The organism is Puniceibacterium antarcticum (genome assembly GCF_002760615.1).
Taxonomy (GTDB): domain Bacteria; phylum Pseudomonadota; class Alphaproteobacteria; order Rhodobacterales; family Rhodobacteraceae; genus Puniceibacterium; species Puniceibacterium antarcticum.
This window is the reverse complement of sequence record NZ_AWWI01000106.1, coordinates 26,264-50,546: the sequence shown is the minus strand read 5'-3', so window position 1 is coordinate 50,546 and position 24,283 is coordinate 26,264. Positions and strand designations below refer to the sequence as shown.

The 24,283-nt window shown below is 61.8% G+C and carries 24 protein-coding genes; 3 read left to right on the top strand and 21 right to left on the bottom strand.

Features of this window, described 5'->3' with window-relative positions; all coding sequences use genetic code 11:
• Positions 1-125 precede the first annotated feature (125 nt).
• From P775_RS15090 to P775_RS15010, 17 genes are all read right to left on the bottom strand, one after another.
• Positions 126-779 carry a methyltransferase family protein gene (locus P775_RS15090; RefSeq protein WP_037275426.1) on the bottom strand — a complete coding sequence of 218 codons (654 nt, stop codon included), beginning with the start codon at positions 777-779 and terminating at the stop codon, positions 126-128.
• Complete coding sequence (locus P775_RS15085; RefSeq protein ID WP_009820155.1) at positions 779-1,048, bottom strand: DUF2933 domain-containing protein; 270 nt, start codon at positions 1,046-1,048, stop codon at positions 779-781. Before P775_RS15085 ends, P775_RS15090 begins: the two co-directional genes overlap by 1 nt.
• Before the next feature lie 15 nt (positions 1,049-1,063).
• Complete coding sequence (locus tag P775_RS15080) at positions 1,064-3,418, bottom strand: copper-transporting P-type ATPase (RefSeq protein ID WP_180287453.1); 2,355 nt, start codon at positions 3,416-3,418, stop codon at positions 1,064-1,066.
• Positions 3,415-4,362 carry a ribose-phosphate diphosphokinase gene (locus tag P775_RS15075; protein ID WP_099911754.1) on the bottom strand — a complete coding sequence of 316 codons (948 nt, stop codon included), beginning with the start codon at positions 4,360-4,362 and terminating at the stop codon, positions 3,415-3,417. The genes P775_RS15080 and P775_RS15075 overlap by 4 nt, the downstream gene beginning before the upstream one ends.
• Positions 4,359-5,867 (bottom strand): thymidine phosphorylase family protein, encoded by a 1,509-nt coding sequence (locus tag P775_RS15070; RefSeq protein WP_099911753.1) that lies wholly within the window; start codon positions 5,865-5,867, stop codon positions 4,359-4,361. Before P775_RS15070 ends, P775_RS15075 begins: the two co-directional genes overlap by 4 nt.
• Positions 5,864-7,246 carry an MBL fold metallo-hydrolase RNA specificity domain-containing protein gene (locus P775_RS15065; protein WP_099911752.1) on the bottom strand — a complete coding sequence of 461 codons (1,383 nt, stop codon included), beginning with the start codon at positions 7,244-7,246 and terminating at the stop codon, positions 5,864-5,866. The genes P775_RS15070 and P775_RS15065 overlap by 4 nt, the downstream gene beginning before the upstream one ends.
• Positions 7,243-7,608, bottom strand: coding sequence for a DUF5676 family membrane protein (locus P775_RS15060; RefSeq protein ID WP_099911751.1), 366 nt, complete (start codon positions 7,606-7,608; stop codon positions 7,243-7,245). The genes P775_RS15065 and P775_RS15060 overlap by 4 nt, the downstream gene beginning before the upstream one ends.
• A 466-nt stretch (positions 7,609-8,074) precedes the next feature.
• Entirely contained in the window at positions 8,075-9,103 is a 1,029-nt protein-coding gene (locus P775_RS15055; RefSeq protein WP_180287452.1) for a phospholipase D-like domain-containing protein, read from the bottom strand.
• 241 nt (positions 9,104-9,344) lie between these two features.
• On the bottom strand, positions 9,345-10,325 hold the full coding sequence (locus P775_RS15050) for an NAD(P)/FAD-dependent oxidoreductase (protein ID WP_099911749.1): 981 nt from the start codon (positions 10,323-10,325) through the stop codon (positions 9,345-9,347).
• Between the two features lie 60 nt (positions 10,326-10,385).
• Complete coding sequence (locus tag P775_RS15045) at positions 10,386-11,081, bottom strand: CBS domain-containing protein (RefSeq protein ID WP_099911748.1); 696 nt, start codon at positions 11,079-11,081, stop codon at positions 10,386-10,388.
• 39 nt (positions 11,082-11,120) lie between these two features.
• Positions 11,121-11,723, bottom strand: coding sequence for a ubiquinol-cytochrome c reductase iron-sulfur subunit (gene petA / locus P775_RS15040; protein WP_099911747.1), 603 nt, complete (start codon positions 11,721-11,723; stop codon positions 11,121-11,123).
• Positions 11,720-12,562, bottom strand: coding sequence for an enoyl-ACP reductase FabI (gene fabI / locus P775_RS15035; protein WP_099911746.1), 843 nt, complete (start codon positions 12,560-12,562; stop codon positions 11,720-11,722). Before fabI ends, petA begins: the two co-directional genes overlap by 4 nt.
• Positions 12,555-12,734, bottom strand: coding sequence for a hypothetical protein (locus P775_RS15030; RefSeq protein WP_008282892.1), 180 nt, complete (start codon positions 12,732-12,734; stop codon positions 12,555-12,557). The genes fabI and P775_RS15030 overlap by 8 nt, the downstream gene beginning before the upstream one ends.
• Complete coding sequence (locus P775_RS15025; RefSeq protein WP_233145761.1) at positions 12,718-14,511, bottom strand: DUF3141 domain-containing protein; 1,794 nt, start codon at positions 14,509-14,511, stop codon at positions 12,718-12,720. The genes P775_RS15030 and P775_RS15025 overlap by 17 nt, the downstream gene beginning before the upstream one ends.
• On the bottom strand, positions 14,501-14,833 hold the full coding sequence (locus P775_RS15020; protein WP_180287451.1) for a hypothetical protein: 333 nt from the start codon (positions 14,831-14,833) through the stop codon (positions 14,501-14,503). Before P775_RS15020 ends, P775_RS15025 begins: the two co-directional genes overlap by 11 nt.
• A 91-nt stretch (positions 14,834-14,924) precedes the next feature.
• Positions 14,925-15,551 (bottom strand): RNA polymerase sigma factor, encoded by a 627-nt coding sequence (locus tag P775_RS15015; RefSeq protein ID WP_099911745.1) that lies wholly within the window; start codon positions 15,549-15,551, stop codon positions 14,925-14,927.
• A gap of 220 nt (positions 15,552-15,771) precedes the next feature.
• The gene (locus P775_RS15010) at positions 15,772-16,662 is read right to left on the bottom strand and encodes a DMT family transporter (protein ID WP_088635788.1); all 891 of its coding nucleotides are present in this window, start codon (positions 16,660-16,662) and stop codon (positions 15,772-15,774) included.
• Between the two features lie 255 nt (positions 16,663-16,917).
• Between P775_RS15010 and P775_RS15005 the strand changes: the two genes are divergently transcribed.
• The 3 genes from P775_RS15005 to P775_RS14995 all read left to right on the top strand — a co-directional run bounded on the left by P775_RS15005 (position 16,918) and on the right by P775_RS14995 (position 20,260).
• Positions 16,918-17,586, top strand: a complete 669-nt coding sequence (locus P775_RS15005) for an RNA polymerase sigma factor (RefSeq protein WP_008282897.1) — start codon at positions 16,918-16,920, stop codon at positions 17,584-17,586.
• A 242-nt stretch (positions 17,587-17,828) separates the two neighbouring features.
• Positions 17,829-19,169 carry an SAM-dependent methyltransferase gene (locus P775_RS15000; protein WP_099911744.1) on the top strand — a complete coding sequence of 447 codons (1,341 nt, stop codon included), beginning with the start codon at positions 17,829-17,831 and terminating at the stop codon, positions 19,167-19,169.
• A 5-nt stretch (positions 19,170-19,174) separates the two neighbouring features.
• On the top strand, positions 19,175-20,260 hold the full coding sequence (locus P775_RS14995; RefSeq protein ID WP_218967707.1) for a type II glyceraldehyde-3-phosphate dehydrogenase: 1,086 nt from the start codon (positions 19,175-19,177) through the stop codon (positions 20,258-20,260).
• A gap of 45 nt (positions 20,261-20,305) precedes the next feature.
• Here P775_RS14995 and P775_RS14990 read toward each other — a convergent pair whose 3' ends face one another.
• Genes P775_RS14990 through P775_RS14975 form a run of 4 tightly spaced genes read right to left on the bottom strand, consistent with a single transcriptional unit; the run spans position 20,306 to position 24,263 of the window.
• Positions 20,306-21,076 (bottom strand): SDR family NAD(P)-dependent oxidoreductase, encoded by a 771-nt coding sequence (locus P775_RS14990; RefSeq protein WP_008282900.1) that lies wholly within the window; start codon positions 21,074-21,076, stop codon positions 20,306-20,308.
• Positions 21,077-21,094: 18 nt separating this feature from the next.
• On the bottom strand, positions 21,095-22,006 hold the full coding sequence (gene arcC / locus P775_RS14985) for a carbamate kinase (RefSeq protein WP_099911742.1): 912 nt from the start codon (positions 22,004-22,006) through the stop codon (positions 21,095-21,097).
• Between the two features lie 2 nt (positions 22,007-22,008).
• Positions 22,009-23,010, bottom strand: coding sequence for an ornithine carbamoyltransferase (argF, locus tag P775_RS14980; protein ID WP_008282902.1), 1,002 nt, complete (start codon positions 23,008-23,010; stop codon positions 22,009-22,011).
• 23 nt (positions 23,011-23,033) lie between these two features.
• On the bottom strand, positions 23,034-24,263 hold the full coding sequence (locus tag P775_RS14975; RefSeq protein ID WP_088635785.1) for an arginine deiminase: 1,230 nt from the start codon (positions 24,261-24,263) through the stop codon (positions 23,034-23,036).
• Between the last annotated feature and the right edge of the window lie 20 nt (positions 24,264-24,283).

Sequence of the window (24,283 nt, the reverse complement as noted above, 5' to 3'; positions counted from 1 at the left end):
CCATGGCCGAAGAACTCGCGGCCATCAAATCAACCGTCGCACTTCAAACTTGAATCCAAGGTTTGCAGTCTTCCAAAGATGTTTTAGGCACGCAAATAACACATCAGATCGGCTTTCGCTTCCAATCAGCGTTCAACATTCTGCAGAGTGTTAACGTTTGGTATGAAAGCGGGAACCCGGCTGGCATACCTGTCCCAGCCAGCGCCGAACCGTTCTCGGCTGTCCTTCTCCTCGCCGCGGGCCAGCCGTGCGTACATCCAGACCAGTACCGGAAACATGGCCAGCGTCAGGAGGGTCGGCCATTGCACGAGAAAACCAAGCATGATCAGAACGAACCCCACATATTGAGGATGGCGAATGCGGGCATAGGGGCCTGTCGTCGCAAGCAACCCCTGACGCTGCGCATTCCACAGATGGTGCCATGCCACGGATATGAGCCAGAAGCCGCCGCCGATAAAGACGAAGCTCAGGAGGTGGAACGGCCCGAAATGCGGGTTCGATTGCCAGCCGAACATCATTTCGGGGAGATGTCCGCTGTCGTGGGCAAACCAGTCTACCTCCGGCCAGGTCGATTGCAGCCAGCCGGAAAGAAAGAAGATGGTCAACGGGAACCCGTACATCTCGGTGAAGAGAGCTACGACAAAAGCGCTGAACGCTCCAAAACTGCGCCAGTCGCGTTTTGTCTGCGGCTTGAAGAAACTGAAGGCGAAAATGATGAACACCGCCGAATTGATAAATACCAGCAGCCAGAGTCCATAGGAAGTACCTGCATCGGTCATTACTGGTCGTCTCCCTTACCGTGCCCGCCGTGGCCTCCATGACCGCCGTGCATGAAGAAGTGCATTCCAACGCAAAGCAGCAATGGCAGCCAGATCAGCAATCCGCTGCTCAGGATGTGCACCCGGTGCTCGTAACCCAGAAGAAGGCCGCCAACTGCCAGCGCAACGATCAGATAGATGCCGGCGCGTGATCGCCAGAATGAGGGCGGGCGGTGGGCATGCTCCGATTGACTTTGATTAACATGTGATGGATCAGGTTGATGGGTCACGTTGTGGCTTCCTTTCTAGATCTTTGCGCCGCGAAGGCGCAGCGAATTGAGCACCACCGATATCGACGAGGCGCTCATGGCGAAGGCGGCAAACATCGGGCTGATGAGGATGCCGAAGAACGGAAACAGCACCCCCGCCGCGACAGGCACGCCAGAGGCGTTGTAGATCAGTGCGAAGAACAGGTTCTGCCGGATATTACGCATGGTGGCCCGTGCGAGCCGCCGTGCGCGCACGATACCGTCGAGGTTGCCCTTGACCAGCGTGATGCCCGCGCTTTCGATGGCCACATCGGCCCCGGTGCCCATGGCGATGCCGACATCGGCCTGGGCCAGGGCCGGCGCGTCGTTGACGCCATCGCCGGCCATCGCCACCTTGCGGCCCTGCTGCTGCAATTCCTTGATGATCCGCGCCTTGTCCTCGGGCAGCACGTCGGCCCGGATCTCGTCAATGCCGAGACGTGCGCCGATCGCCTTGGCCGTGCGCTCGTTGTCACCGGTGGCCATGATGACGCGGAATCCCAGTGCATGCAGGTCCTTGATGGCGGCGGGCGTGGTCTCCTTCACCGGATCGGCGACAGCGACGAGACCCGCGATCTCGCCATCCAGCACCACGAACATCACCGTCTCGCCCTCGTCGCGACGGGCATTTGCCTTGGCGGTCAGGTCGCCGGCCTCAAGGCCAAGGTCCCGGATCATCGCCAGGTTGCCTAATGCGACCGCCTTGCCGCCCACGACGCCCTTCACGCCCTTTCCTGTGACCGCCTCGAAGTCGTCCGCGTCCGCCATATTCACATCGCGCTCTTCGGCGCCGCGCACGATGGCCTCGGCGAGGGGGTGTTCCGATCCGCGCTCCAGCGATGCGGCGAGACGCAGGACCTCGGCCTCGTCGTGATCGGGTTGCGGCAGGACGGCGACAAGCTGCGGCTTGCCCATCGTCAACGTGCCGGTCTTGTCGACGATCAAGGTATCGACCTTCTCGAACCGCTCCAGCGCCTCGGCGTTCTTGATCAGCACCCCGGCCTGGGCCCCTCGCCCCGTTGCCGTCATGATCGACATCGGTGTCGCCAGGCCAAGCGCACAGGGACAGGCGATGATCAACACGGCGACAGCCGAGATCAATGCGTAGGACAGCGCCGGGGATGGCCCCCAGACCGCCCACGCGATGAAGGACAGGACCGCGATACCGATCACGGCCGGAACGAAATATCCCGCCACCTTGTCGGCATACTTCTGGATCGGTGCGCGCGAGCGTTGCGCGTTCGACACCATCTCGACGATCTGCGCGAGCATCGTGTCGGACCCGACACGCGTCGCCTCCATCACCAGAGAACCGGTGCCATTGATCGTCGCGCCGGTCAGCGGGTCGCCCTCGGTCTTCTCCACCGGCACAGGTTCACCTGAGATCATGCTTTCATCGACCGAGGACCGGCCGTCCAGCACAACGCCATCGACCGGCACCTTGTCACCGGGACGCACGCGCAGCCGGTCCCCGACCTGTACGTCCTCCAGCGGAATCTCCTCTTCGGACCCGTCGTCTCGGATGACCCTCGCGGTCTTGGCCGCCATGTCGAGAAGCGCGCGGATCGCCTTGCCGGTGCCTTCACGGGCGCGCAATTCCATCACCTGGCCAAGCAGCACGAGCGTCACGATCACCGCCGCCGCCTCGAAATAGACGCCGACATGACCTTCGGCGTCGCGAAATCCGTCCGGGAATATGCCGGGTGCCAGAACGGCGACGACGCTGAAGAGCCAGGCCGCGATTACCCCCATACCGATGAGGGAGAACATGTTGAGATTCATCGTCCGGAACGAATTCCAGCCCCGAACCAGAAACGGCCAGCCGCACCAAAGAACCACCGGGGTCCCGAAAACTAACTCGATCCAGAGGGTTGCGCGCTCGCCGAAAATCTCGCGCACTCCCGGAAAGCCGAGATAGGGACCCATGGTGAGGATCAGAAGCGGAATGGTCAGTACCGTGCCAACCCAGAAACGCCGGGTGAAATCCACCAGTTCGGGGTTCGGGCCGTCGTCCATCGGGACCCCGGACTCAAGCTCCAACCCCATTCCGCAGATCGGGCAGGAGCCGTGCTCGACCTGGCGAACCTGCGGGTGCATCGGACAGGTGTAGACAGCGCCGTCATAGCCCTCCGGGACGGTATCATATCTGCCGTCCGCCGGGGCGGCACCAGCGTGATGGTCATGACCGTGGTGATCATGCCCGGCATGGTTGTCGAGCTCCGCCTCGGGCACAAGATGCATCCCGCATTTCGGGCAATCGCCCGGACCGTTCTGCCGTACCTCAGGGTGCATCGGGCAGACGTAAATGTTGGATTCGGTTTCATGTGCAGCATGGCTTACTTGGTCGTTCATTCGGTTGTCCTCTCGGCGGGATTCGGGTCCAGCCTAATTGTTCCAGCAACTGGAAGGTCAAGGGCTGTCACGACCGAAAGGATCGCTTCGGCCAATAGACCGGCAATTCCGATCGCATTCGTTGGATGGGGTATGGTGTCGGTGGTGATGATTCTTGCCGCACCAGCCGACAGAATGGCGTCCTGAGCGCCGTGCGCAAAGACCGCATGGATAGCCAGGCAGACAGGCGCGGCGGTTCCAGCCGCAAGCAATCTTTCGACGGCGCGTGCCATCGTGACGCCGGAAGATGCGATGTCGTCGAGGATCACTGGCGTGCCTTCGCGCAGCGCCGCGCTTTCCGGCACACTGACATCGACACTGCGGTCACCGGATCTCACCTTGCGCAAGACCTCATAGGGCCGTCCGGCCAGCCGGGCCACCTCGGCGACCCATTGCTGGCTTTCGCTGTCAGGGCCCAGAAGAACGGCGTCTGGCAGGTTCGTGCTGATCCAGGTCGCAAGCAGCGGGGCGGATACGGCGCGAATGGCAGGCATCGGGAAGACATCCTGCAGCCGGGCGATGCGGTGCAGATGCGGATCGACACTCACCAGCCAATCGAAGCTTTCCCCCAGGAATTGCGCAAAGAGCGGCGCGCTGACCGCCTGCCCGCGCTCGAAGCGGCGGTCCTGCCGCATGTAGCCAAGATAAGGCGCGATCAATCCGACGCGACGCGCGCCCATCTCGCGCGCCGTCGCCGCGGCGAAGCGCAAGGGCAGGGCTAGGCGGTCGGGATCGCGCAAAGTCGCCAGAAATGCCACATCGGCCCCGTCCAGATCGCCGGGCAGCGAGATCAGGCTTTCGCCATCTGGGAAGTGGTGCCAGTCGAGAGCGAGCAGGTCCGCCCCAAGCGCGGGTGCCAGGTCTTCGGCAAGCGGCCTCATCTCGGGAAACGCGACAAGGATCATGACACTGCCTCGGACAGCGTCAGCACCCCGGTCTGGGACTCCGCGTAAGCCAGGGCATAGGCCAGTTCGCCTGGTGTCTCGGCATGAAGCTCATAAAGCGGCTGGCCCTTGTCCACCCAATCCCCGATCCGCACCAGAAGGCGGATGCCGGCGCTCTTCTGACGCGGGGCCCCGGCCAGCTTGGCGATGCGTGCGATGCGTCGGTTGTCGATGGCGGTCAACTGGCCCGCATGAGGGGCGCGTATTTCGATCTGCTGCGCTGCGGTTCCGGGTTTGCGGAAACCGCCCTGTGCCGCGCAAATTGCCATGAACTTTGCCTCCGCTGCACCACTATCGAGAAGCGCCTGCGCGCGGTCCCGCCCCCGCCCAGCAACGGCGTGCGGTGCGAGGTCCAGAAGATGTCCGGCCAGATCCAGCGCCCGCGCACGCAGGTCGCCAGGTGCATCCGGCGCGCGCCGCAAAACCGCGAGCACGTCGTGCGCCTCCAGCGCCGGGCCCATGCCACGTCCCACCGGGGCCACGCCATCGCTGATATGTAGCGCCAGGTTCAGACCCAACGCCTTGCCCACCGAAGACAGCCGTATCCCGAGTGCCTCCGCCGCTCCGGCAGACCGCACCTTGGCCGTTGGTCCGACCGGCATGTCGATCAGAACATGGGTGGCACCGGCGGCCGCCTTTTTCGACAGTACGCTCGCTACGAGTTGACCGGTGGAGTCGAAATCGAGGGGGCGTTCGACACGGATAAAATGATCGTCGGCAGGACTGAGGGCGAGCCCGCCACCCCAGACGAGGCAACCGCCCTCGGCTTCGACCACCCGGCGCAGCGCGGCGGCGTCAAGCGCGACGGGCGCCATCACCTCCATGGTGTCGGCGGTTCCGGCAGGCGATGTGATCGCACGGCTCGACGTCTTGGGGATCAGATGCCCCGCCGCCGCGACGATCGCGACGACGATGGGTGTCGTCCGGTTGCCCGGCAATCCGCCGACGCAATGCTTATCGAGGACAGTGTGCTGCCCCCAGTCGAGCGTCTGCCCTGCTTCCTTCATGGCGCGGGTCAGCGCCACGGTTTCGGCCTCGTTCAGCCTGTCGCCGGCGCAGGCGGTCACGAAGGCGGCAAGGTCGAGGTCCGATAACCGGCTGTCGAGCGTGTCGTGCACGATCGTCGCGAACCCGGCCCGGTCCAGCCTCTCGCCATAGGCTTTCGCCCGGATCATAGACGCCGAAGCGGGCGGTTCAGGGTGCGAGAAAGCGGCTTCGTCTCCAATCTCAGCGCCAAGCGCGGCCCACGCGGAAACGGACAATGCCGCCTGGTCCACGGCAAGCCATGCTCCGCGGCCGACGACATTCAGGGTCGCGATGATCCAGCGGTCCTTCAGGTCGATCCGTATGCGTGTCTGGGCAGCAAACCCCTCGGAACGGCAAACGTGACAGTCTTCATGCATGTAGACGACCGGCTGCCGGTAGGTGTCGATGCGGGAAGAGACTAGGGCAAGCGTTTCGGTCATCGCGGCCTGTCCAGGTAGACGGATTCGAGATGTTCGGGCACGCGCGCGGATCGCCCTAGCTCGTGTTCGACGCGGAATCGCAGGGTATCGGCGGCGACAGGTTCCCCATGGGTGAGATAGGTCATCTCGGGGGCGGGACCGGCGGACATCCAGCGCAGGATCTCATCGGCATCGGCATGTCCGGAAAAGGACTGGAGCTGAACCACTTCGGCCTCGATCGGGAACTCCCGTCCGAACATGCGCAATGTCCGCGCGCCTCCGGCCAGCGCCGCGCCGCGCGTGCCACCGGCCTGGAAACCGGAGAGCAAGATCGCGTTCCGCCGATCGCCGCCGAAGCTGGCCAGATGGTGCAGGATACGCCCGCCGGTCAGCATTCCGCTGGCGGAGACGATGATCATCGGGCCCTGGCGCGTGTTCAGCTCCTTGGATTGCTCGACCGTGTTTACCCTCTTGGCGATCTCGAACATCGCAATGCAGTCTTCGCGGCTGACGTGGTGCTCGGCGTGATGACGGTGATAGATCTCGGTCGCATTCACCGCCATCGGGCTGTTGAGGAACACCGGGACATAGGGAATATCGCCGCGCTCCATCAATCGCGCAATGTGCAGCATCAGCCCCTGCGCCCGTCCGACGGCAAAGGACGGGATCAGCACCGTGCCGCCGCGGGCAAAGGTGCGTTTGAGGATCGGAGCCAGTTCGGCTTCTGGGTCCACGTCGGAATGGGACCGGTTGCCATAGGTGGACTCGCAGACCAGAACATCTGCTCCGCCGAATGGCTGGGGCGGTCGCATCAGCGGATCGGGATCATGGCCCAGATCGCCGCTGAAATGGACAACCCTGCCGCCGACCTCAAGCCGGATCTGCGCCGCCCCGAGCAGATGCCCCGCCGGAATGAAACGGGCCGCGATGCCGTCGCCTAAATCTATTCGCCGGTCGAACGGTTGAAGATCAAAGCGGTCCAGCGCGGCCTTTGCATCCTTGAGCGTATAGAGCGGTTTTGGCTTCTTGTGTTTGGAATATCCCCTCCGCGCGGCAAAGCGCGCCTCTTCTTCCTGGATATGGCCGCTGTCGGGCAGAATAAGCCCGCACAGATCTGCCGTTGCTTCTGTGCAAAGAACCCGCCCGCGAAACCCCGCCCGGATCAGTGTCGGCAGATATCCCGAATGGTCCAGATGAGCATGGGTGAGCAGCACAGTGTCGATGGTGTTGACACGCACAGGGAAAGGTTTGCGATTGCGCGCCCGCAACTGCTTGAAGCCCTGGAACAGCCCGCAATCGACCAGAATGCGCCGCCCCAGGGCCTCGACCAGATAGCGCGATCCCGTCACCGTCCCGGCGGCGCCAAGAAAGCGCAGTTTCGGACGTGCGGTCGGGATCATGTCGCTGTTCCCCTTGCCGCGATGGCGTTGTAAAGGCCGCCGAAGATCAGCGCGGCGTACCAACCGTAGAGAAAGCTCTCGACCAGCCCGATGATGAAGCCCACCGGGGTCAGCCAGACGAAACCGGGCAGCAGACCGGACCAGGTTTCATACATTGCATAGGCGGGAAAGATCAGATCGAATGCGATGCACACAAGGTAGGTCAGCGCCAGGAACAGGCTCAGCGCCCAACCAAGCGGCACAACCGGCAGACGCACACGCCCTGCCCCGGCAGACCCGCCCATGACGCAGGCCCCGCACATCATGCGCAGGGCCAGGAAAAGGATCACCGCGACTGCGGTGAAATAGAAAATGGGCATCATGGCTTTCTCCCTTCTTGTCGTGGATCCGGACGGAGCGCGAACACAGCCGCTGGACGGCGCCGGTTCAGGATGGGCGCACCAAGCGCCAGACGCCCATCCTGCGGTGGCTTTGCCTCGGCCCTAGCCGCAGCAGCAGCCGGATTTGGCCGGTTTTGCCTTTGCGGGTTCCGCGACCTGCGGTTCGACATTTGCTTTCGGCTGTGCATCGGTCTTGCCACCGCAACATCCGCCCTGTTTTTGCTGTGCTGTGTCTTGCGTCTGAGAAGTTGATCGGTCGTCCATCTGGACCTCCTTTTGTTTGGTTTCGTTCTATAGACGCGCCCCGACCGGAAGCATTACAGAAATTAGCAACCTGTCGGTCTTCGTTAGTACAGGAGCAAGTGTATCGCTCTGCCGTAGGAAGGCGTCGATATTGCAGACAGAGTTACTGCATCCCGGCAGGCTGTCGGCTGACCGGTGCTATAGGTTACAGCAGCCGCCGCGCGGCCCATCCGATCACCTCGAAACCTCGCGCGCGCCAGCTGCGGGAATGCCAAGCCCGAAGAGTGACTTCGCGGGCATCCGAAAGATCTTGCAGATATTGCGCCTGCAACTGCCCTGCCAGGACGCGGTCATGTGCGACCAGAACCAGCTTCTGATTGACGAACAGGCTTCGGTAGTCGAGGGTAGCTGACCCGATGATCGACCAGCCTGTATCGACGACCGACGTCTTGGCATGCAATGGACGGGGCAGATACTCGTAGACGCTCACGCCCGCCGAGAGAAGCTGCGCATATGCCGCCCGCGTCGCCCAGCCAGCGACCATAGGATCGCTCGTGCGAGGCACCAGCAGACGGACGTCCACGCCGCGACGCGCGGCATCCTGAAGCGCCCGGTCGACCACGGTGCCCGGACCGAAATAGGGCGACGTCAGATAAACGCAGGTCTGTGCCATCCCGATCAGTCCCGCGTGCAGACAGGCAAGCCTCTTTTGACACTTGCGCGAATAGCTCGGTACCAGCAGTCCTTCGATTGCGTCGGCCTCTTCGGGAATGGCGTTTGCCGGAAGCGGGCGGGCGTCCTGCCAGAGCCGGTCGAAGTGACTTGCTGCAAGGTTTGCCAACGGCGCCGGGACACGCACATGTGTATCGCGCTGGCGAGTCTCGCCGTGAAGCCGACGCGAGTTCAACCGGCGGATGTTGAAACCGCCCAGGAACGCTTCCCGGCCATCCACAATGAGAAGCTTGCGGTGGTTGCGTTGGAAATATCGCAGCGGGTGTCGGAGATCAAAGGGACGAAACCAGCGAAACCGCACGCCGCTGCGTTCCAGTTCCCGCCGAAACTTATCGAAGTTCCGCTGGCCGGCACCGAAAGCGTCGAGATGCAACCGCACGTCAAGCCCGGTTCGCGCTTTAGCTGCGAGCAAGGCGACAAAACGCGCCCCGACTTCGTCGGCGACAAAGATGTAGGATTCCATCCAGATCGCTTCAGTCGCGCCCTCGATCGCCGCGATCATCGCATCGAAAAGAGCATCTCCCTCGAAGAACAGCTGGAAAGCGCCCCGCCCTTCGCCCAGATTTGGCACACAGATCGCTTGCCGGGCCTGCGGTATCGTCAGGGAATTTTCACGAGGTGCGTGCGAGTTGCTCATAATCGCGGCTTACCGCCCCACCGGTCCAGTCGCAACATCGGCGTCACGACGCCGGCGCTATGCTTGGAACGCGAATTCGCAAGGAAGCACATCCGTCAGGTGTCCGCTACTTCATGCGCGCCGTGCTGGCACCAGACACAATCGCAGTTGTTGTGGCTGCAACTGCGATCCTGCAAAGGGTTGCGATAGCGAAATCGGGCGAGCGGCAGCAGCAGGCGCTTAGGCAATGACAGCCGGTAGGCCTGGCCCAAGGAGTCGTCCGTGTCGTTTGATCCCAGCTTTCCGACCAGGTAGTCGATCCCGCGAGGCCCGCGTGTTCGCCGATCACCGGGTTTCTGCCCTGCATCGCGGTGCGCGGCAATCGGACATTCCCGAAACCCCCGAAGCCTCTCGGTCTTTGCATTTGCAGCCCGGCGTGACGTTCGAAATATGCCACCGTCGCGGCAAGATATTTTGCCTGATCGCGAAAGCCCGAGAACATGCAACTGGCCACCGTGCCGCGCCCCTGACGCACGAGCAGATAGGCGTAGCCCTTCGGGGCAATCTCCGCCCCGAACGCCAGCCACGTGCCATCGGCCATGGTCGTGTCAAAGACATAGCCCACGGCGATGATATCGGCCCGCCGCGGCCCGCCTGCCAGGATCATATTGCCGGCGGTTCTCTTCACGCGATCATTGAATCGCACCTCTACCCCCGCCGTACGCGCCTGATCCAGCAAGGCCCTGTCGAGCGTTCCCGCTGCATTGCCGCACCGCAACAGGTAGAACAGGGGTTGCGATCCATGCACCCGGTGCGCTGTGGCGCGGCTATCAAAGACGACCCCTTCCGTCACGCCAAGATGATCGAAATCCGCGGCGACCCCTACCTCCGCCAACTCGCCCAGAACGTTCCCGGCGGCGGTCCAGTTTTCAAGGCCTTGAAAGTCGTCGTGGAACCGATGGCCGACATCTTCGTGCCACTCTCGCACCACGACCCGACGATTGGCCTTGGCCAAAACGATTGCACAGACCAGACCTGCGGGACCGGCCCCGACGATTTCAATCGTTTTGTCTTCAGGGTCGGCGGAACCTGGCGTTAGCGCCATCATACGAACCCTCCTCGATGCGATCGACGTCCTGACAGGCCGGGTTTATCTCCGCAATGTGAGTCAGATCCCGTAAGCCCAGGCCGGCAGTCGTCCCATATGGACCTCAACCGTCCTGACACCGGGCACGTTTTCGACGGCAACCCGGATCGCATTCTCCTCGAAATCGCTGTCGGCGACACCCCAGACGGCGACATTCCCCTTGTCCACCGTGTAGTTGATGAGGTTGACCGCTGCACCAGGCACTTCTTTCAGAGCCTCTTCAATCTTCGCACGCAGCACGCGGTCGTCCTCCGACGGCTCCGGCAGCGCCCCATCCTGAAGCGCCGACAAGGCGTGGAGCAGGTTCGCCCGGCTGACGATGCCGACCACTTTGTCGGATCTCACCACCGGCACGCGCTTGATCCGGTGCTTTTCCAGAAGACGCGCGATCTCTGCGACATTGGTGTCTTCGTCTACCGAAACCACATCCCTTGTCATCACGTCTTCGACGCGGTGGCTTTTGAGCTTCACGAAATCCCTGGCAGCATCGCCCGATCCGCCAAGCACCTCGAGCCACCACGACCGACGTGGTCCGTCTGTTTCGCGGACACGCCGCATGAGGTCGCCTTCGCTGACAAGACCCTTCAGATCGCCCTCTTCGTCAACGACGGGCAGCGCGCTGATATTGTGGTCGAGCATGAGGCGAACCGCGTCCTCGATTTGTCCCTCGAGCGGGACCGAGATCACCGATGTTGTCATGATATCCCTAGCGAGCATGTAATAGTCTCCTTCTTGAGTTTTGGCTGGTTCAGCACGTCAGGTGCCGATAACGAGTTGCAGGTCGTCGCCCAGATCGTAAGGTGGGATGTCGAGGTTGCGTGGGGCCGGCCCCTTCCGGATCCGGCCCGAGGTATCGTAATGCGATCCGTGGCACGGGCAGAACCAACCGCCGAATTCGCCCACCGCCGACCCATCCTGCCCCAGCGGAATGCACCCCAGATGGGTGCAGACACCGATGACGATCAGCCATTCGCCATCCTCGCCCGCCGCGCGGTTTTCATCCAGCGCTGGCTCTTCACTACTTGCGTTCGGATTCTCGACCGCTTCGTCAACAGGATCGGGAAGCTGGTCGAGATCGACGGCTCGTGCAGCCTCAATTGCGGCTGGTGACCGGCGCCAGACGAAGACCGGGCGCCCCTGCCATTTCACGGTAATACGTTGACCCGGTTCGACACCGGCAAGATCGACCCTGACCGTGCCGGACGCGGTCACATCCGCAGAGGGGTTCATCGAATTGATCAACGGCCAGACCGCCGCGCCTGCGGCAATCGCGCCGGTTGAGGCCGTTGCATAATAAAGGAAATCGCGGCGCTCTGTTGCGGGCAACTGATTGGTTTCGTCAATTGTCTGGCGCATCATGATTCCTCCGATTTGACGTTCATTTTGGCTGCGGCGACAGGGCTTTCGACGTGAACACCCGCATCGACATGCAGCACCTCGCCCGTGATGCCGTCGGTATAGTCGCTGGCGAACAGCAGGGCGGCGCGGCCCACCTCGTCGGCCGTGACGTTGCGCCGCAAAGGGGCAACTCGCGCGGTCGCGTCCAGAAGACCCGCAAAGCCGGTCAACCCGGACGCCGCGCGGGTCATCACGGGTCCCGCCGAAATGGCGTTGACGCGGATGTTCGATGGCCCGAGTTCGTGAGCCAGATAGCGCACGGTGGCCTCAAGCGCCGCCTTGACCGGCCCCATCACGTTGTAATTCTCCACCACACGTTCGCCACCCAGATAGCTCAGAGTGATCAGGCTGCCGCCTCTTTTCATCAGGGGCTCGGCAAGATGCGCCATGCGGATCAGCGAATGGACGGACACATGCATCGCTTGGGAAAACCCTGCAGCCGAACAGTCAGTCAGGCGGCCATGAAGGTCGCCGGGCGGCACGCTGCCCACGGCATGAAGGATGAAATCCAATTTTCCCCAGCGGTCCGTGATGGCGTCGAAGACAGCGTCGAGTTCGTGCGGCGCATTCACGTCACAGGGCAGCAGGATCGGCGCTTCGAGACGTGCAGCTAATGGCACCACATGAGGTTTGGTGCGCTCATCGACATAGGTGATGGCGAGCTCGGCACCCGCTTGACGGAAATGCAGGGCAGCAGGCCACGCCAGACTGCGATCATTGGCGATGCCGACAACCAGACCCTTCCGGCCGGACAGATCAAGCAGTTCCGCAGGATCGCAGCATGCGTCGAATTCAGGCATCCTCCGACACTGCCTCGGTATCGGCGGAAGCTTCGGACTTCTTGTCGTGCGCACCATGACGCTTGGCCGACTTGCCATGTTTGTGTCCGCCATGTCCGTGCCCGAAAAGGTGCATTGCGGCCATTCCGCCGAAGACGAGAACCAAAACCCAGTTTTCAAAAAGCCATTCCATAATTGTTCATTCCTTTTTTTGATGAGGCCGACGGTTTTTCCGCCTGTGTGGTTGCTGCGGCGAACGGGAAATTGCCGAACATCGCGCCAAAGACATGGGTGATCCAGGCATCGCGTCCCTTGCGCCATGCGCCTATACCCTCGCCGGTGCGCGCCGACAGCGCACGCTCGGCCACGATCGCGGGGTGGTCGTCCGGCAATGGTGAGCGCGTCTCGCGCAGCGTTTCGGCGGTGGACTTGATCAGGGCCATCCACGGGTTCACCTGTTCGGAGAACATCGTTCTGGTCCAGCGCATGGGGTGCAGCGCACGGAGCGCCTCAGCGCTGGCCGGGGTCGTCGCGGCGCGGATCCAAGGACTGACGAAAGTCGAATAGACCGCCTCGTTGATCCGCGATATCTGCGCCACTTGTTTCAAGGCCGCATCGTCCGATGCAATGCCCAGATCATCGACCTCGCGCGGTTCGAATCGCACCTCAAAATCGCCGGTCTCGCAGTCCGGGTCACCCGACGGGTTGTCGATCACCATCTCGTAGAGACCCGGGGAAAGGGCCTCGACATCGTCCAGGCTTTCCAGAATCGCACGATGCTGGAGCCGCGCGACGGAGCCGGAGACGAAGATGCCCAGATGCCCGACACGCGGATGCGTCATATAGACGATGCGCTGCCCGGCTGCCTTGAGCGCATCGGTATCGGGATAAAGCTTGCCAATCCACCCCATTGCCTGTTCGGGCGGCGTGATGTTGTCACCGTCCGAGGCGAAGATGATCAGCGGATTGCTGATGCGCTTAAGATCGACGGTGCAATGCGCATCCAGCTGCATCTCGCCCTGTTCCAGCCGGTTGCCGATGAACAGGTTCTGCGTGATGCCGAGGATTTCCTCGCGGCTGAGCGTGTAGTAGCCATTCCACCAGCGTTCGAACTCAAGGAACCGCTCGCGTTCGGTGTCGGCATGGGCAAAGAGGTTCGCGTATTTGTCCCAGATCGCCTTTTCGGGTTGCAAGGTCTCAAAATTCTGTGCCAGCCAGGCACCGTCGAACCGCCCGTCCCCCAGATCGGAGATCATATGGGCGGCCCATGCCCCGCCCGACAGTGCGCCCATCATCCGCATCGGGCTGCTTGCCGCCTCGCCCGACCAGTAGCTGAGCGGCGAGCCGTTCAGTACAATCGGACCGGTCAGACCGTCGCAATCCGCCGCCAGCAGCGTGGCCGCCCAACCGGCCTGGCAATTGCCGTAGAGCACGGGGCCTGTGTCCGGGTGACGGCGAGCGACCTCGGAGACGAAGTCGCGCAAGGCATAATGCACATCCGACAGCGTCTGACCTGGCATGGGCTCGGGGTAGAAGATCACGAAATAGACCGGATGGCCCTCGTGCATCGCCATGCCGACCTCGCTGTCGCGCTTGAAGCCGCCGATACCGGGCCCGTGCCCGGCGCGCGGATCAATGACGATCACGGGCGGCTTGGCCTCGTCCACGCAATCGTCCCAGCAATCGTCGCCGACCCGCGTGATCCTGAGCAGCGCGTAGTTGGCCGACCGCTCAAAGGTGCGTGCGTCCAGCAGCAGTTCGTAATCGAAATCCAGAAGCGGCGGCATGCCCTGCCGCTCATGCGCGATCATATTGTCGGCGCGTTCACGCAGCGTGTCGAGAAGCAGCACCCAGCGTTCAAAGGCGTCTTGGACGTAAGGCACGTTACTAGCGGTCGTTGCGTTACCGGAAACGGGTGCAAGAAATTGTTCCGGGGTCACTGTCGCAAGGCGCAGGCTCTTATTCATCATCAGCTTCCTCTTGATTGGTAGTGTCTATGGAGGGTCGTCCAGCGAGCATCACACGCACGAAATCCTTCGCCACATCCTCGCGCAGACCGGAAAGGAGATAGGTCGCATCGCGAGACGCAATACCCAGCGCGCGTGCCGCAAGCGTCGGGGGTTGTTTCATCACTTCCACACGGTTGAACAACGCGCGTGCCATCGGGGCATCTGCGTACGCGGAAGTCTCGGCACATGCGCAGGTCATCCGGGATAAAAAGACGCGAAGATCGTCATCGGATGATGGTTGACGGGGTACTCCCGAGTTCCAATCCGACGTGATACGTGGCATGTTCAATTTCTCCTGCGGTTGTGCCTTCGGGCACACTCACAGAAGAAGACGCTGGATCATGGAAATCGTTACAGACCCGACTTCGCTGCGATCAGGATAGTTGTCCCTCTTCTTCGCAATCAGTCTCGTGTTTGTCGTTCTCGCAGCCCTCGGGCGGACAGTAACAATCGTCCCGGTCCTCTTGGCAGCACTTGCCGCAATGCGTTGTAAGCGCCTCGCGCAAAGCAGTGCGTGCCCGGTGTAGCCGGACACCAAGTGCGTTGCGGTTAAGCCGCAGATCGGCTGCCACGCTTTCGCGATCTTCTTCGCCGAAATCGATGCGCCGGATCAGTTCGGCATCCGCCGGGCGCAGTTCGGAAATCAACCCGCCATGGCAGGTGCACAGCCGCGCCATCTGTGAGGGCGCATCGGCAATCCATCCCTCTGGTTCGCGCGCCGCCGCCGCCGCCAGCCGGCTACGCCGGGTCCCTTTGCGGTAGTGATCGTTCAAAGTGGACCGCAGGATTGTGTAGAGCCACGCATCCATTCGTTCGACCTCTCGGAGCTGATCCTTGCGTGACAGCACGCGGATGCAGAAGTCTTGCAGGACATCCTCTGCATCTGCGCGGTTGCCAAGCCGTTTGACCAGAAATCCCATAAACGCTCCGCGCCCGTCCAACAGGGCGCGTTCCGGCGAAGCGTCGGGCACATCGGGCTTGCCACTGTCTTGCGATGCCATGATGTCTCTGCCCTTTCCAAGAGGTTTGCGAAGGTGCGATCAGCGCTGATTCGAGCATTGTCTCTCTAACGTACAATGCGCGCAGTCATTCTAAGAACAATTTGCCCCTCCGCGCGTCACTCTGAATAAGCAACACACATTCGTATCGAAGCAAACAGGCTTTCGACGAAGACAATAGCCAAAACGACCGTTTGAAAACAGGTTAACAGGTTGTTCTGTATTATCGACCTTGAGACCGCCGTGCTCCCTTAAGATTGACGAACACGATCCCCAAAATGACCAGCGCAATACCGGAAAATTGAATCCCGGACAGGCGTTCCCCGAAAAACAAGGCACCAATTGAAAGACCGAAGATTGGAACAAGAAAGCTGAACACAATCGCCCGGTTCAGCTCAACTGCCTCCAGCACGGAAAACCAGAGCCAATACACCAGCGCTGAGCCGAACAGGGCCAGCCCCAAAAGCGATGCCGTGAAGACCGCGTTCCATTGAATGGCGTTTTGATCTTCCAGCGCGAGGGCTGCGAACGCGAGCGGCGCGCTGCCGATGAGCAACTGTAACCCCATTGCAAAAAGCCCGTCCACTTTGCCGGCGATGGACTTGATGGCCACGTTGCTGATGGTCACCCCAACCGCGGCCAAAACGATATAGGCGAAACCGATGGCCGACCCCTCTTGCCCTCCATCAAGCAATTGCGGCAGCGCGATCACGAGGATTCCCATGAATCCGATCGAAAGGCCGACCCAACCGACCTTCGGCAGCCTTTCGCCAAGCCATACAACACCCAGTATTGCGGCCAGCAGCGGCTGCGCGTTTGCGATGACCGTGGCGAGGCCCGGAGACACGAATTCTGCTGCATGAAACATGCCCAGAAATCCCAAACTTGTCGCACCAATCCCGACGATCCCCAAGGTCAACCACGTGCGCCAACCGCGCGGGAATGGTCTGCGCAAAATCATGGCCAGACCCACCAAAGTTGCTCCGGCCAGAACTGCGCGCATTGTCGCAAAAGTCAGATGCGGCGAGTATTGCAGCCCTGCCGTGATCAACGGAAAGCACGCCGCCCACAGGAACATGGCCAAAACGATTTTGGTTATGACAGTCGGCGACATCGAGATTTCCTTTCCAAGTCAGAAGTGGCAGGAATTGCAGAAATTTTCCGATGTGCCAACTCAGGGGCGAAGTAAGAAGACGCTGCGGCAGCCGAAACCTTACGCATTCCTGGGCATACGCCCGTTGGCCCGGGTTCCAAAAGACCGCGCCTGTGCATACCCAACAGCAAAACCACCAACAATCAGGTCACCCGAAGCACCCGAAAAAGTGTAACGTTCTCGATGGTTCGGCGTCTTACTTTTCAGAGGTGTATCATGAATCACGACCCGAATGATCGGTTATCCACAGCAGATCAGCCCAACACAGCCGCCAAGGATGCGGACATCGCTGTCCGTCGCTCGCTGGTGGAAGGTCGGCAGCATATCCTGAATTTCCTGCGTCGGCGACTGGGAGATCCGGAGGCAGCCGAGGATGTCCTGCAAACGTTCATGCTGCGCGCCATTGACCGCTCCGAGCAACTTCGCGATGTGCGCGCCGTTCGTGGCTGGCTCGGCCAGATTCTGGCGTCGTCCATCGCCGACTACGGTCGCAAGGTTTCGCGAAGGCGCCAGAGGGAGGTAGTCATGGCCCCAACCGACCTGGACAGCGTCCAAAACGGGTTCGACGAAGAACTCGACGAGGCGATATGCAATTGTCTGTACAAGCTGTTGCCGACGCTCAGACCGGAATATGCCGAAGTAATCTGGCGCGTCGATCTTCAGGAGCAGCCGCGCGATGCTGTCGCCAAAGACCTTGGCATCACCTTGAACAACATCACGGTCCGCCTTCACCGGGGTCGGCAGGCGTTGAAGACAAGGTTGGAACAGATGTGCCTGACCTGCCCGGTTCATGGCTTTCTCGATTGCGATTGCGACGCAGCGGAAAAGGCCCGCGCTCGTTTTCAAGCGATGAAGGACGACGCCGGAGCGAAAACGACGGACTGAGCCCCGATGTGCTGGCCCTCTCTCACCGGCGTGTCTGCAATTCACGGATCGCGTTCTATTGTCCGCCAGCGAGGACACGCCGATCCGTTTTCCAAGGGTTCCGCCTACGCACGCCTGTGCACCGCGGGCACCGTGTCGGCAGGCCGCTGCGCTGTAATGAACCTTGTCATCTTTCGTCTGTTTTATCAGAAAGCGGCGGTTGACGCCGCCTGCCGACAAAAAACAAGACGGAGCAAGCGATCATGTCCAATAGCGAAACCTCTCCCGACGAACGCTTTGAACAAGAAGGTAGCCGGATTGAAACCGGACGTCTCGCACCGGGACGGGCGGCCATGTGGTTGCTCGCCAAATCGCTGCGACGCCTCGTTCAAAACGGACGCCTCACCATCTACGATCCCTGCGGCCAGACGTGGCATTTCGGCCCCGGCGGCGAACCCGCCGTTTCCGTCCGTTTGACCGAAAAGGTGCTGCCTGTGCAACTTCTGGTGAACCCCAGCATTGCACTTGGCGAGGCTTATATGGACGGGACGCTGCGCATTGAAACTGGCAGCCTGCGCGACCTCCTCTCGATCTGCATGACCGACATAGATACTATCGACGCATTGCCTGGCAGACGATTGACCCGCTGGCTGGACGCATTCCTGAGCCGCAGGCTGCATCATAATCCGATCAGCCGGTCTCACGCGAACGTGGCGCATCACTACGACATCTCGACCGAACTCTACGACCTTTTTCTGGATGCGGATCGACAATACTCCTGCGCCTACTTCCCGATCGGGACCGAAACGTTGGACGAGGCCCAGGCCTTCAAGAAAAAGCACATCGCAGCAAAGCTCTTGATGCGACCCGGTCTGGAGGTTCTCGACATCGGCTCGGGCTGGGGCGGGCTGGCGATGGAGCTTGCCCAGCAACACGAGGCGCGCGTGACCGGGCTCAGCCTCTCGACCGAACAGATTGCCGCTGCCCGCGAACGTGCCCAGCAAACCGGCCTGTTTGATCAGGTGGCCTTTGAACGGCGCGATTACCGCGAAGAGCATGGGCTATACGATCGCGTCGTGTCCGTAGGTATGTTCGAGCATGTGGGCCGCAGCGGATTCGATGCGTTTTTTACCACCCTTCAGCGCGTTCTCAGGCCCGATGGCGTCGCACTTTTGCATGCGATCGGCAGGATGGCGCCCAAAGGCGGCAGCGATCCGTGGATCCGCAAATACGTCTTCCCCGGGGGCTATCTGCCCACGCTGTCCGAAACCATCGCGGCAGCAGAGCGTGCGGGAATGTGGGTCACGGATGTCGAGGTCCTGCGGTTGCATTATGCCGAGACTCTGCGCCACTGGTCCGAACGATTTGCCCAGGAACGCGAAACAGCGCGCATGCTTTACGACGAGCGGTTCTGCCGTATGTGGGAATTCTATCTGGCTGTCTGCGAAATGGCGTTCCGGAATGGGCGGTTGATGGTCTTCCAGATCCAGCTTGCCAAGCGCCGTGATGCGGTTCCGCTGACCCGTGACTATATCGCCAAGGTCAAGGCAGGCGAATCCGCCTGGGATATTTCGACCGGCACAGAATTCACGAGAGCGGGATGACTGACATGAGACCTATCAGAGTTGCCGTAAACGGATACGGCGTGATCGGCAAACGTGTGGCAGACGCAGTGGTCGCACAAGAGGACATGGACCTCGTTGGCGTGGCGGATGTCACCTCCGACTGGCGCGCCCGCATGGCGCGCGCGGTTGGCGTGGCGGATGTCACCTCCGACTGGCGCGCCCGCATGGCGCGCGCGAAGGGTTTCGCGCTTTATGCCGCCGACCCGGATCGCACCCCGGCCATGCGAGAGGCCGGCCTTGACGTGGCCGGAGGGCTCGACGACCTGCTTGCTACCGCAGACATCGTGGTGGACAGCACGCCCAAGAAAGTGGCTGTGCGCAATGTGGAAACCTATCGCGAAAGAGGCATCCGGTTCATCGTTCATGGCGGCGAAAAACACGAGGTGACCGGCCATTCCTTTGTTGCCGAAGCAAACTATGCAAGCGCGATTGGGCGCGATCGCACCCGCGTGGTGTCCTGCAACACGACGTCGATCGTCCGCACCCTCACAGCGCTGAAAGTTGCAGGGCTTCTTGGCTCAGCGCGCGGAACGCTCCTGCGGCGCGCCACCGACCCGTGGGAAAGCCATCTGGGTGGAATCATGAACACGCTTGTGCCCGAACCCGATATTCCCAGCCATCAGGGCCCGGATGCACAAAGCGTCGATCCCGATCTCGACGTGATCACGATGGCCGTGAAGGTGCCGCAGACCCTTGCCCATCTGCATTATTGGTCGGTCAGGATGCCGCGCAAGGCGTCCAAAGACGAGGTACTCGAAGCGTTCCGCGCCTCCTCCCGCATCGCGTTGATCCGGATGGCGGACGGGCTGGGCGCACTTAACGCGGTCAAGGAGATGATGGCCGATTTCGGGCGTCCCAACGACAGCCTCTATGAGGTGGCTCTGTGGGAGGACATGCTCAAGGTCGAGGGCGACGAATTGTACTATGCCTACATGGTCGACAACCAAGCCATCGTGATCCCCGAAACCATCGACGCGATCCGCGCCCTGACGGAAGCCGAGCGAGACGGATCGGCGTCGATTGCGCGTACGAACGCGGCGCTTGGGGTCGGGACATTTACGGCGACCTGACAGCCCCCTAGCAACAGGTTCCAAACCCATAGGGCAGAGACCCGATCAGCCCGCCGACATGCCCCCGTCGATGGGATACTGCGCTCCCGTGATGAAGGCGGACTCGTCGGAGGCGAGGAACAGGACCAGATTGGCGATTTCTATGCTTTCACCATAGCGACCCAGCGGAATCGTGCCGGCAAGCTGTTGCTTCACTTCGTCGCCGTGGCCGGGATTGAACCCTTCCTCCAGCGACCGCATCATCCGCGTGTTGACCGGCGAGGGATGCACCGAGTTGACACGCACGTTGTGGCCTGCGACCTCTATCGCGGCGGCGCGCGTCAAACCGACAACGGCATGTTTCGACGTGATATAGGGCGCGACGTTCGGGCTGCCCTTGAGGCCCGCGATCGACGACATGTTGATCACGCTGCCCGATTGCTGCCCAGTCATCACGGGCAAGACATGCTGCAACCCAAGGAAAGCGCCGCGCACATTAACCGCCATCACGCGGTCAAAATCCTCGATCTTCTGATCGACCAGCGGCGCGACCATGCCTTCGACTCCGGCGTTGTTGAAGAACACGTCGATGCGCCCGAACTTCTCGACGGTCTGCGCGACGTATCTTTTGCAATCTTCGACCGATGAGACGTCGGCGGCGATTGTCAGCAGGTCGTCCGGATTGCCCAGATCCCCCGCAGCATCCGACAGGTCGTCAACGTGGAGGTCCACAAGCGCAACCTTGGCCCCCTCACTCAAGAAAAGCCGGGCGGTTTCCAGACCGATGCCTGCCGCTCCTCCAGTGATCAGGGTGACTTTTTCTGCCAGACGTTTCATCGAATATGCTCCTTGGGTTTAGTTGTTTACGATCATCGTGCCCGCCTTGCCATCTAGCAGGGCAAGCGCATCCTCCAGGCGACCCACGGAGGCGAAACGCGCACGATCGGATACGAAAGCCGCGGCGGCGGCCACCTTCGGCGCCATCGAGCCGTCGGGCAAGTCCAGACGCACTGCGTCCTCCGGCGACACCTGCCTAATAGCCGATTGCGTTTCGGTGCCGAAGTCGCGGAACACGGCCTCGACGTCAGTCAGCAGCAACAGCGCGTCGGCGTTCAGCTTGTGTGCCAGAAGCGCCGTCGCGTGATCCTTGTCGATCACCGCCTCGACCCCGATCAGCGAACCGTCGGCACGCCGGACGACCGGAATGCCACCGCCGCCTGCGCAGATCAGCGTCACGTCCTGCTCGAGCAGCAGTTCCAGCACCTTCAGGTCGGGAATGCCACTCGGCATCGGCGACGGCACCACGCGGCGCCAATGCGCGCCATCCGCAGCAATGCTCCACCCCCGCGCCTGCGCGAGCCGTTCGGCTTCCGCCTTGTCATAGACCGGGCCGATGAACTTGGTGGGTTTGGCGAAGGCCGGGTCTTTGGGATCGACCTCGATCTGGGTCAGCAGGGTCGCGACCGGGCGGTCATGGCCCAGGGCGTTTTCAAGCGCCTGCTCGATCATGTAACCGATCATGCCATCGGTTTCCGCCCCCAGCACATCCAGCGGGAACACTGCATCGGGTTTGTAGGCCGCACCCTGCAATGCAAGCAGGCCGATTTGCGGCCCGTTGCCGTGGGTGACGACCAGCCGGTGTCCGGCCTTGATGATCTGCGCCAGCGCGGTAGCCGCGGTGGCGACGTTCTCGCGCTGCGCCTTGGCGGTCAGCGGCTCGCCACGGCGCAACAATGCATTGCCCCCCAATGCGGCGACAACCAGCACCGCTAGTTGCCCAGCGTGGCGACGAGCACCGCCTTAATCGTGTGCAGCCGGTTCTCGGCCTGATCGAACACGATGGAGGCCGGGCTTTCGAACACCTCTTCGGTGACTTCCATCGCCGTGATGCCGAATTCCTCTTCGATATCGGCGCCGACTTCGGTCTCGGCATTGTGGAAGGCGGGCAGGCAATGCATGAACTTGGCCCTCGGATTGCCGGTTTTGGCCATCACATCGGAATTCACCTGATAGGGCGTCAGCAGCTCGATCCGTTCCGCCCATTTTTCCTTGGGCTCACCCATCGACACCCAGACATCGGTATAGACGAAATCGACGTCTTTCACCGCGGCGTCCACATCCTCGGTGATCGTGATCCGCGCGCCGGTCTGCACGGCGACGTCATCGGCCTCGTCGCGGATCGCCTGGCCCGGCCACAGGCTTTCGGGCGCGCACAGGCGCACATCCATGCCCATCTTCGCCCCGCCGATCAGCAGGCTGTCACCCATGTTGTTGCCCGCATCGCCCATGAAGCAATAGGCGATCTCGCGCAGCGGCTTGTCGGAATGTTCCTGCATGGTCAGGAAATCGGCAAGGATCTGCGTCGGGTGGAATTCGTCCGTCAGCCCGTTATAGACGGGCACGCCAGCGTATTGCGCCAGCGTCTCGACGATAGGGTGACCAAATCCGCGATATTCGATCGCGTCATAGACCCGGCCTAGCACGCGCGCGGTGTCCTTGACGGTTTCCTTCTTGCCCAGATGCGACCCCGAGGGGCCAAGATAGGTCACATGCGCGCCCTGATCGTGGGCCGCCACCTCAAAGCCGACGCGGGTGCGGGTGCTGTCCTTCTCGAAGATCAGGGCGATTTCCTTGCCGGTCAGGCGCGGAACTTCAGTGCCGGCGTATTTCGCCGCCTTCAGGTCGGCGGAGAGTTTCAGCAAGAAGCTGATTTCCTGCGGCGTGAAGTCGCGCAGGGCCAGGAAATGGCGGTTTCTCAGATTGTAGGACATGGGATTTCCTTATCGTCGGTGGTTCAGATTGCGTCGCGGATCGTCGGGCAACTCATGCAGTGGCTGCCGCCCCTGCCCCGGCCGAGTTCGGCACCGGGGATGGCCAGCACCTCGATCCCGGCCTCCTTCAGTGCGGCGTTGGTGTCGTCGTTGCGGTCATAGCCGATGACGACGCCGGGGCGCAGCGCCAGCACGTTGTTGCCATCATTCCACTGTTCGCGCGATTGCTCCGCGGCGTCGGCCCCGCCGGTGGGCACTAGATGCAGTTTCTTGTGGCCCAGAATTTCAGCGGTGATCTCGAATATGTGGCGCGCATCCCGGCGGATATCGAGCGCGGCCTTGCCCTGACCGGGGCGCAGGTCATAGCAGGTGATCGCATCCGCCACCTCCTTGAAAGTGGTCACCACATCGCCCCCGCAATGGGTGAAAACGGTGTCCAGATGCATCGCCGCGCGCGAACTGGGCATCTGGCAGGCGATCACCCGCGTCACGTCGCCACCCTCGAACAGCGCCTCGGCCAGTTGGCCCACCGCCTGCGGGGTCGATCGTTCGCCCATGCCGACCATGACGACACCGTGCCCGATTGGCATGATGTCGCCGCCTTCCAGCGTGGCCGTCCCGAATTCCCGCGTCGGATCGCCGAACCAGACCCGCACTCGATCCGCGAATGTCGGATAAAACCGGTAGACTGCTGCCATCAGCAGCGTTTCGGGCCGCCGTGCCGCGAAATGCATCGGGTTCAGGCTCACGCCGCCATAAACCCAGGCTGAATTGTCGCGGGTAAAGATGAAATTTGGCAGCGGCGGCAGCACGAAACCGTGGGGGCCAAGGTAGCTGCCGAACATGCCGGAGGGCGTGAAAGGCAGATCGTCCACCCGGATGCCGCCGACCAGCAAACGGGCCAGTTCCGTGCCGGGCAGACCCTCCATCCAGGCACGCAAGTCGTCCCGCATCCCCACGCCGACGTCATTGCGGGTGATGCGGTGGTCGAGAACCCAGGCGCGCGCGTCGGAAATGTCCAGCGTCTCGCCCAGCAGCGCCATCGCATCCAACACCTCGACCCCTTCGCCGCGCATGACATCGGCAAAGACGGCGTGATCCTTGATCGCCTGTTTGACCCAGAACACATCGTCGAACAGCAGGTCTTCGCGGTTGTCCGGTGTCAGACGGCGATGCGCCAGGCCGGGTGGCGATACGATCACCTGCCGCAATGTACCGGCTTCGGAATGAACGCCCAATTTTGGTTCAGACATCTGGAATGCCTCCTTCTTTC

Coding starts and splice junctions, on each gene's coding strand:
- P775_RS15090 (WP_037275426.1), bottom strand. CDS start 779: ATGACCGATGCAGGTACTTCCTATGGACTCTGGCTGCTGGTATTTATC.
- P775_RS15080 (WP_180287453.1), bottom strand. CDS start 3,418: ATGAACGACCAAGTAAGCCATGCTGCACATGAAACCGAATCCAACATT.
- P775_RS15075 (WP_099911754.1), bottom strand. CDS start 4,362: ATGATCCTTGTCGCGTTTCCCGAGATGAGGCCGCTTGCCGAAGACCTG.
- P775_RS15070 (WP_099911753.1), bottom strand. CDS start 5,867: ATGACCGAAACGCTTGCCCTAGTCTCTTCCCGCATCGACACCTACCGG.
- P775_RS15065 (WP_099911752.1), bottom strand. CDS start 7,246: ATGATCCCGACCGCACGTCCGAAACTGCGCTTTCTTGGCGCCGCCGGG.
- P775_RS15060 (WP_099911751.1), bottom strand. CDS start 7,608: ATGATGCCCATTTTCTATTTCACCGCAGTCGCGGTGATCCTTTTCCTG.
- P775_RS15055 (WP_180287452.1), bottom strand. CDS start 9,103: ATGATCGCGGCGATCGAGGGCGCGACTGAAGCGATCTGGATGGAATCC.
- P775_RS15050 (WP_099911749.1), bottom strand. CDS start 10,325: ATGATGGCGCTAACGCCAGGTTCCGCCGACCCTGAAGACAAAACGATT.
- P775_RS15045 (WP_099911748.1), bottom strand. CDS start 11,081: ATGCTCGCTAGGGATATCATGACAACATCGGTGATCTCGGTCCCGCTC.
- petA (WP_099911747.1), bottom strand. CDS start 11,723: ATGATGCGCCAGACAATTGACGAAACCAATCAGTTGCCCGCAACAGAG.
- fabI (WP_099911746.1), bottom strand. CDS start 12,562: ATGCCTGAATTCGACGCATGCTGCGATCCTGCGGAACTGCTTGATCTG.
- P775_RS15030 (WP_008282892.1), bottom strand. CDS start 12,734: ATGGAATGGCTTTTTGAAAACTGGGTTTTGGTTCTCGTCTTCGGCGGA.
- P775_RS15025 (WP_233145761.1), bottom strand. CDS start 14,511: ATGATGAATAAGAGCCTGCGCCTTGCGACAGTGACCCCGGAACAATTT.
- P775_RS15020 (WP_180287451.1), bottom strand. CDS start 14,833: ATGCCACGTATCACGTCGGATTGGAACTCGGGAGTACCCCGTCAACCA.
- P775_RS15015 (WP_099911745.1), bottom strand. CDS start 15,551: ATGGCATCGCAAGACAGTGGCAAGCCCGATGTGCCCGACGCTTCGCCG.
- P775_RS15010 (WP_088635788.1), bottom strand. CDS start 16,662: ATGTCGCCGACTGTCATAACCAAAATCGTTTTGGCCATGTTCCTGTGG.
- P775_RS15005 (WP_008282897.1), top strand. CDS start 16,918: ATGAATCACGACCCGAATGATCGGTTATCCACAGCAGATCAGCCCAAC.
- P775_RS15000 (WP_099911744.1), top strand. CDS start 17,829: ATGTCCAATAGCGAAACCTCTCCCGACGAACGCTTTGAACAAGAAGGT.
- P775_RS14995 (WP_218967707.1), top strand. CDS start 19,175: ATGAGACCTATCAGAGTTGCCGTAAACGGATACGGCGTGATCGGCAAA.
- P775_RS14990 (WP_008282900.1), bottom strand. CDS start 21,076: ATGAAACGTCTGGCAGAAAAAGTCACCCTGATCACTGGAGGAGCGGCA.
- argF (WP_008282902.1), bottom strand. CDS start 23,010: ATGTCCTACAATCTGAGAAACCGCCATTTCCTGGCCCTGCGCGACTTC.
- P775_RS14975 (WP_088635785.1), bottom strand. CDS start 24,263: ATGTCTGAACCAAAATTGGGCGTTCATTCCGAAGCCGGTACATTGCGG.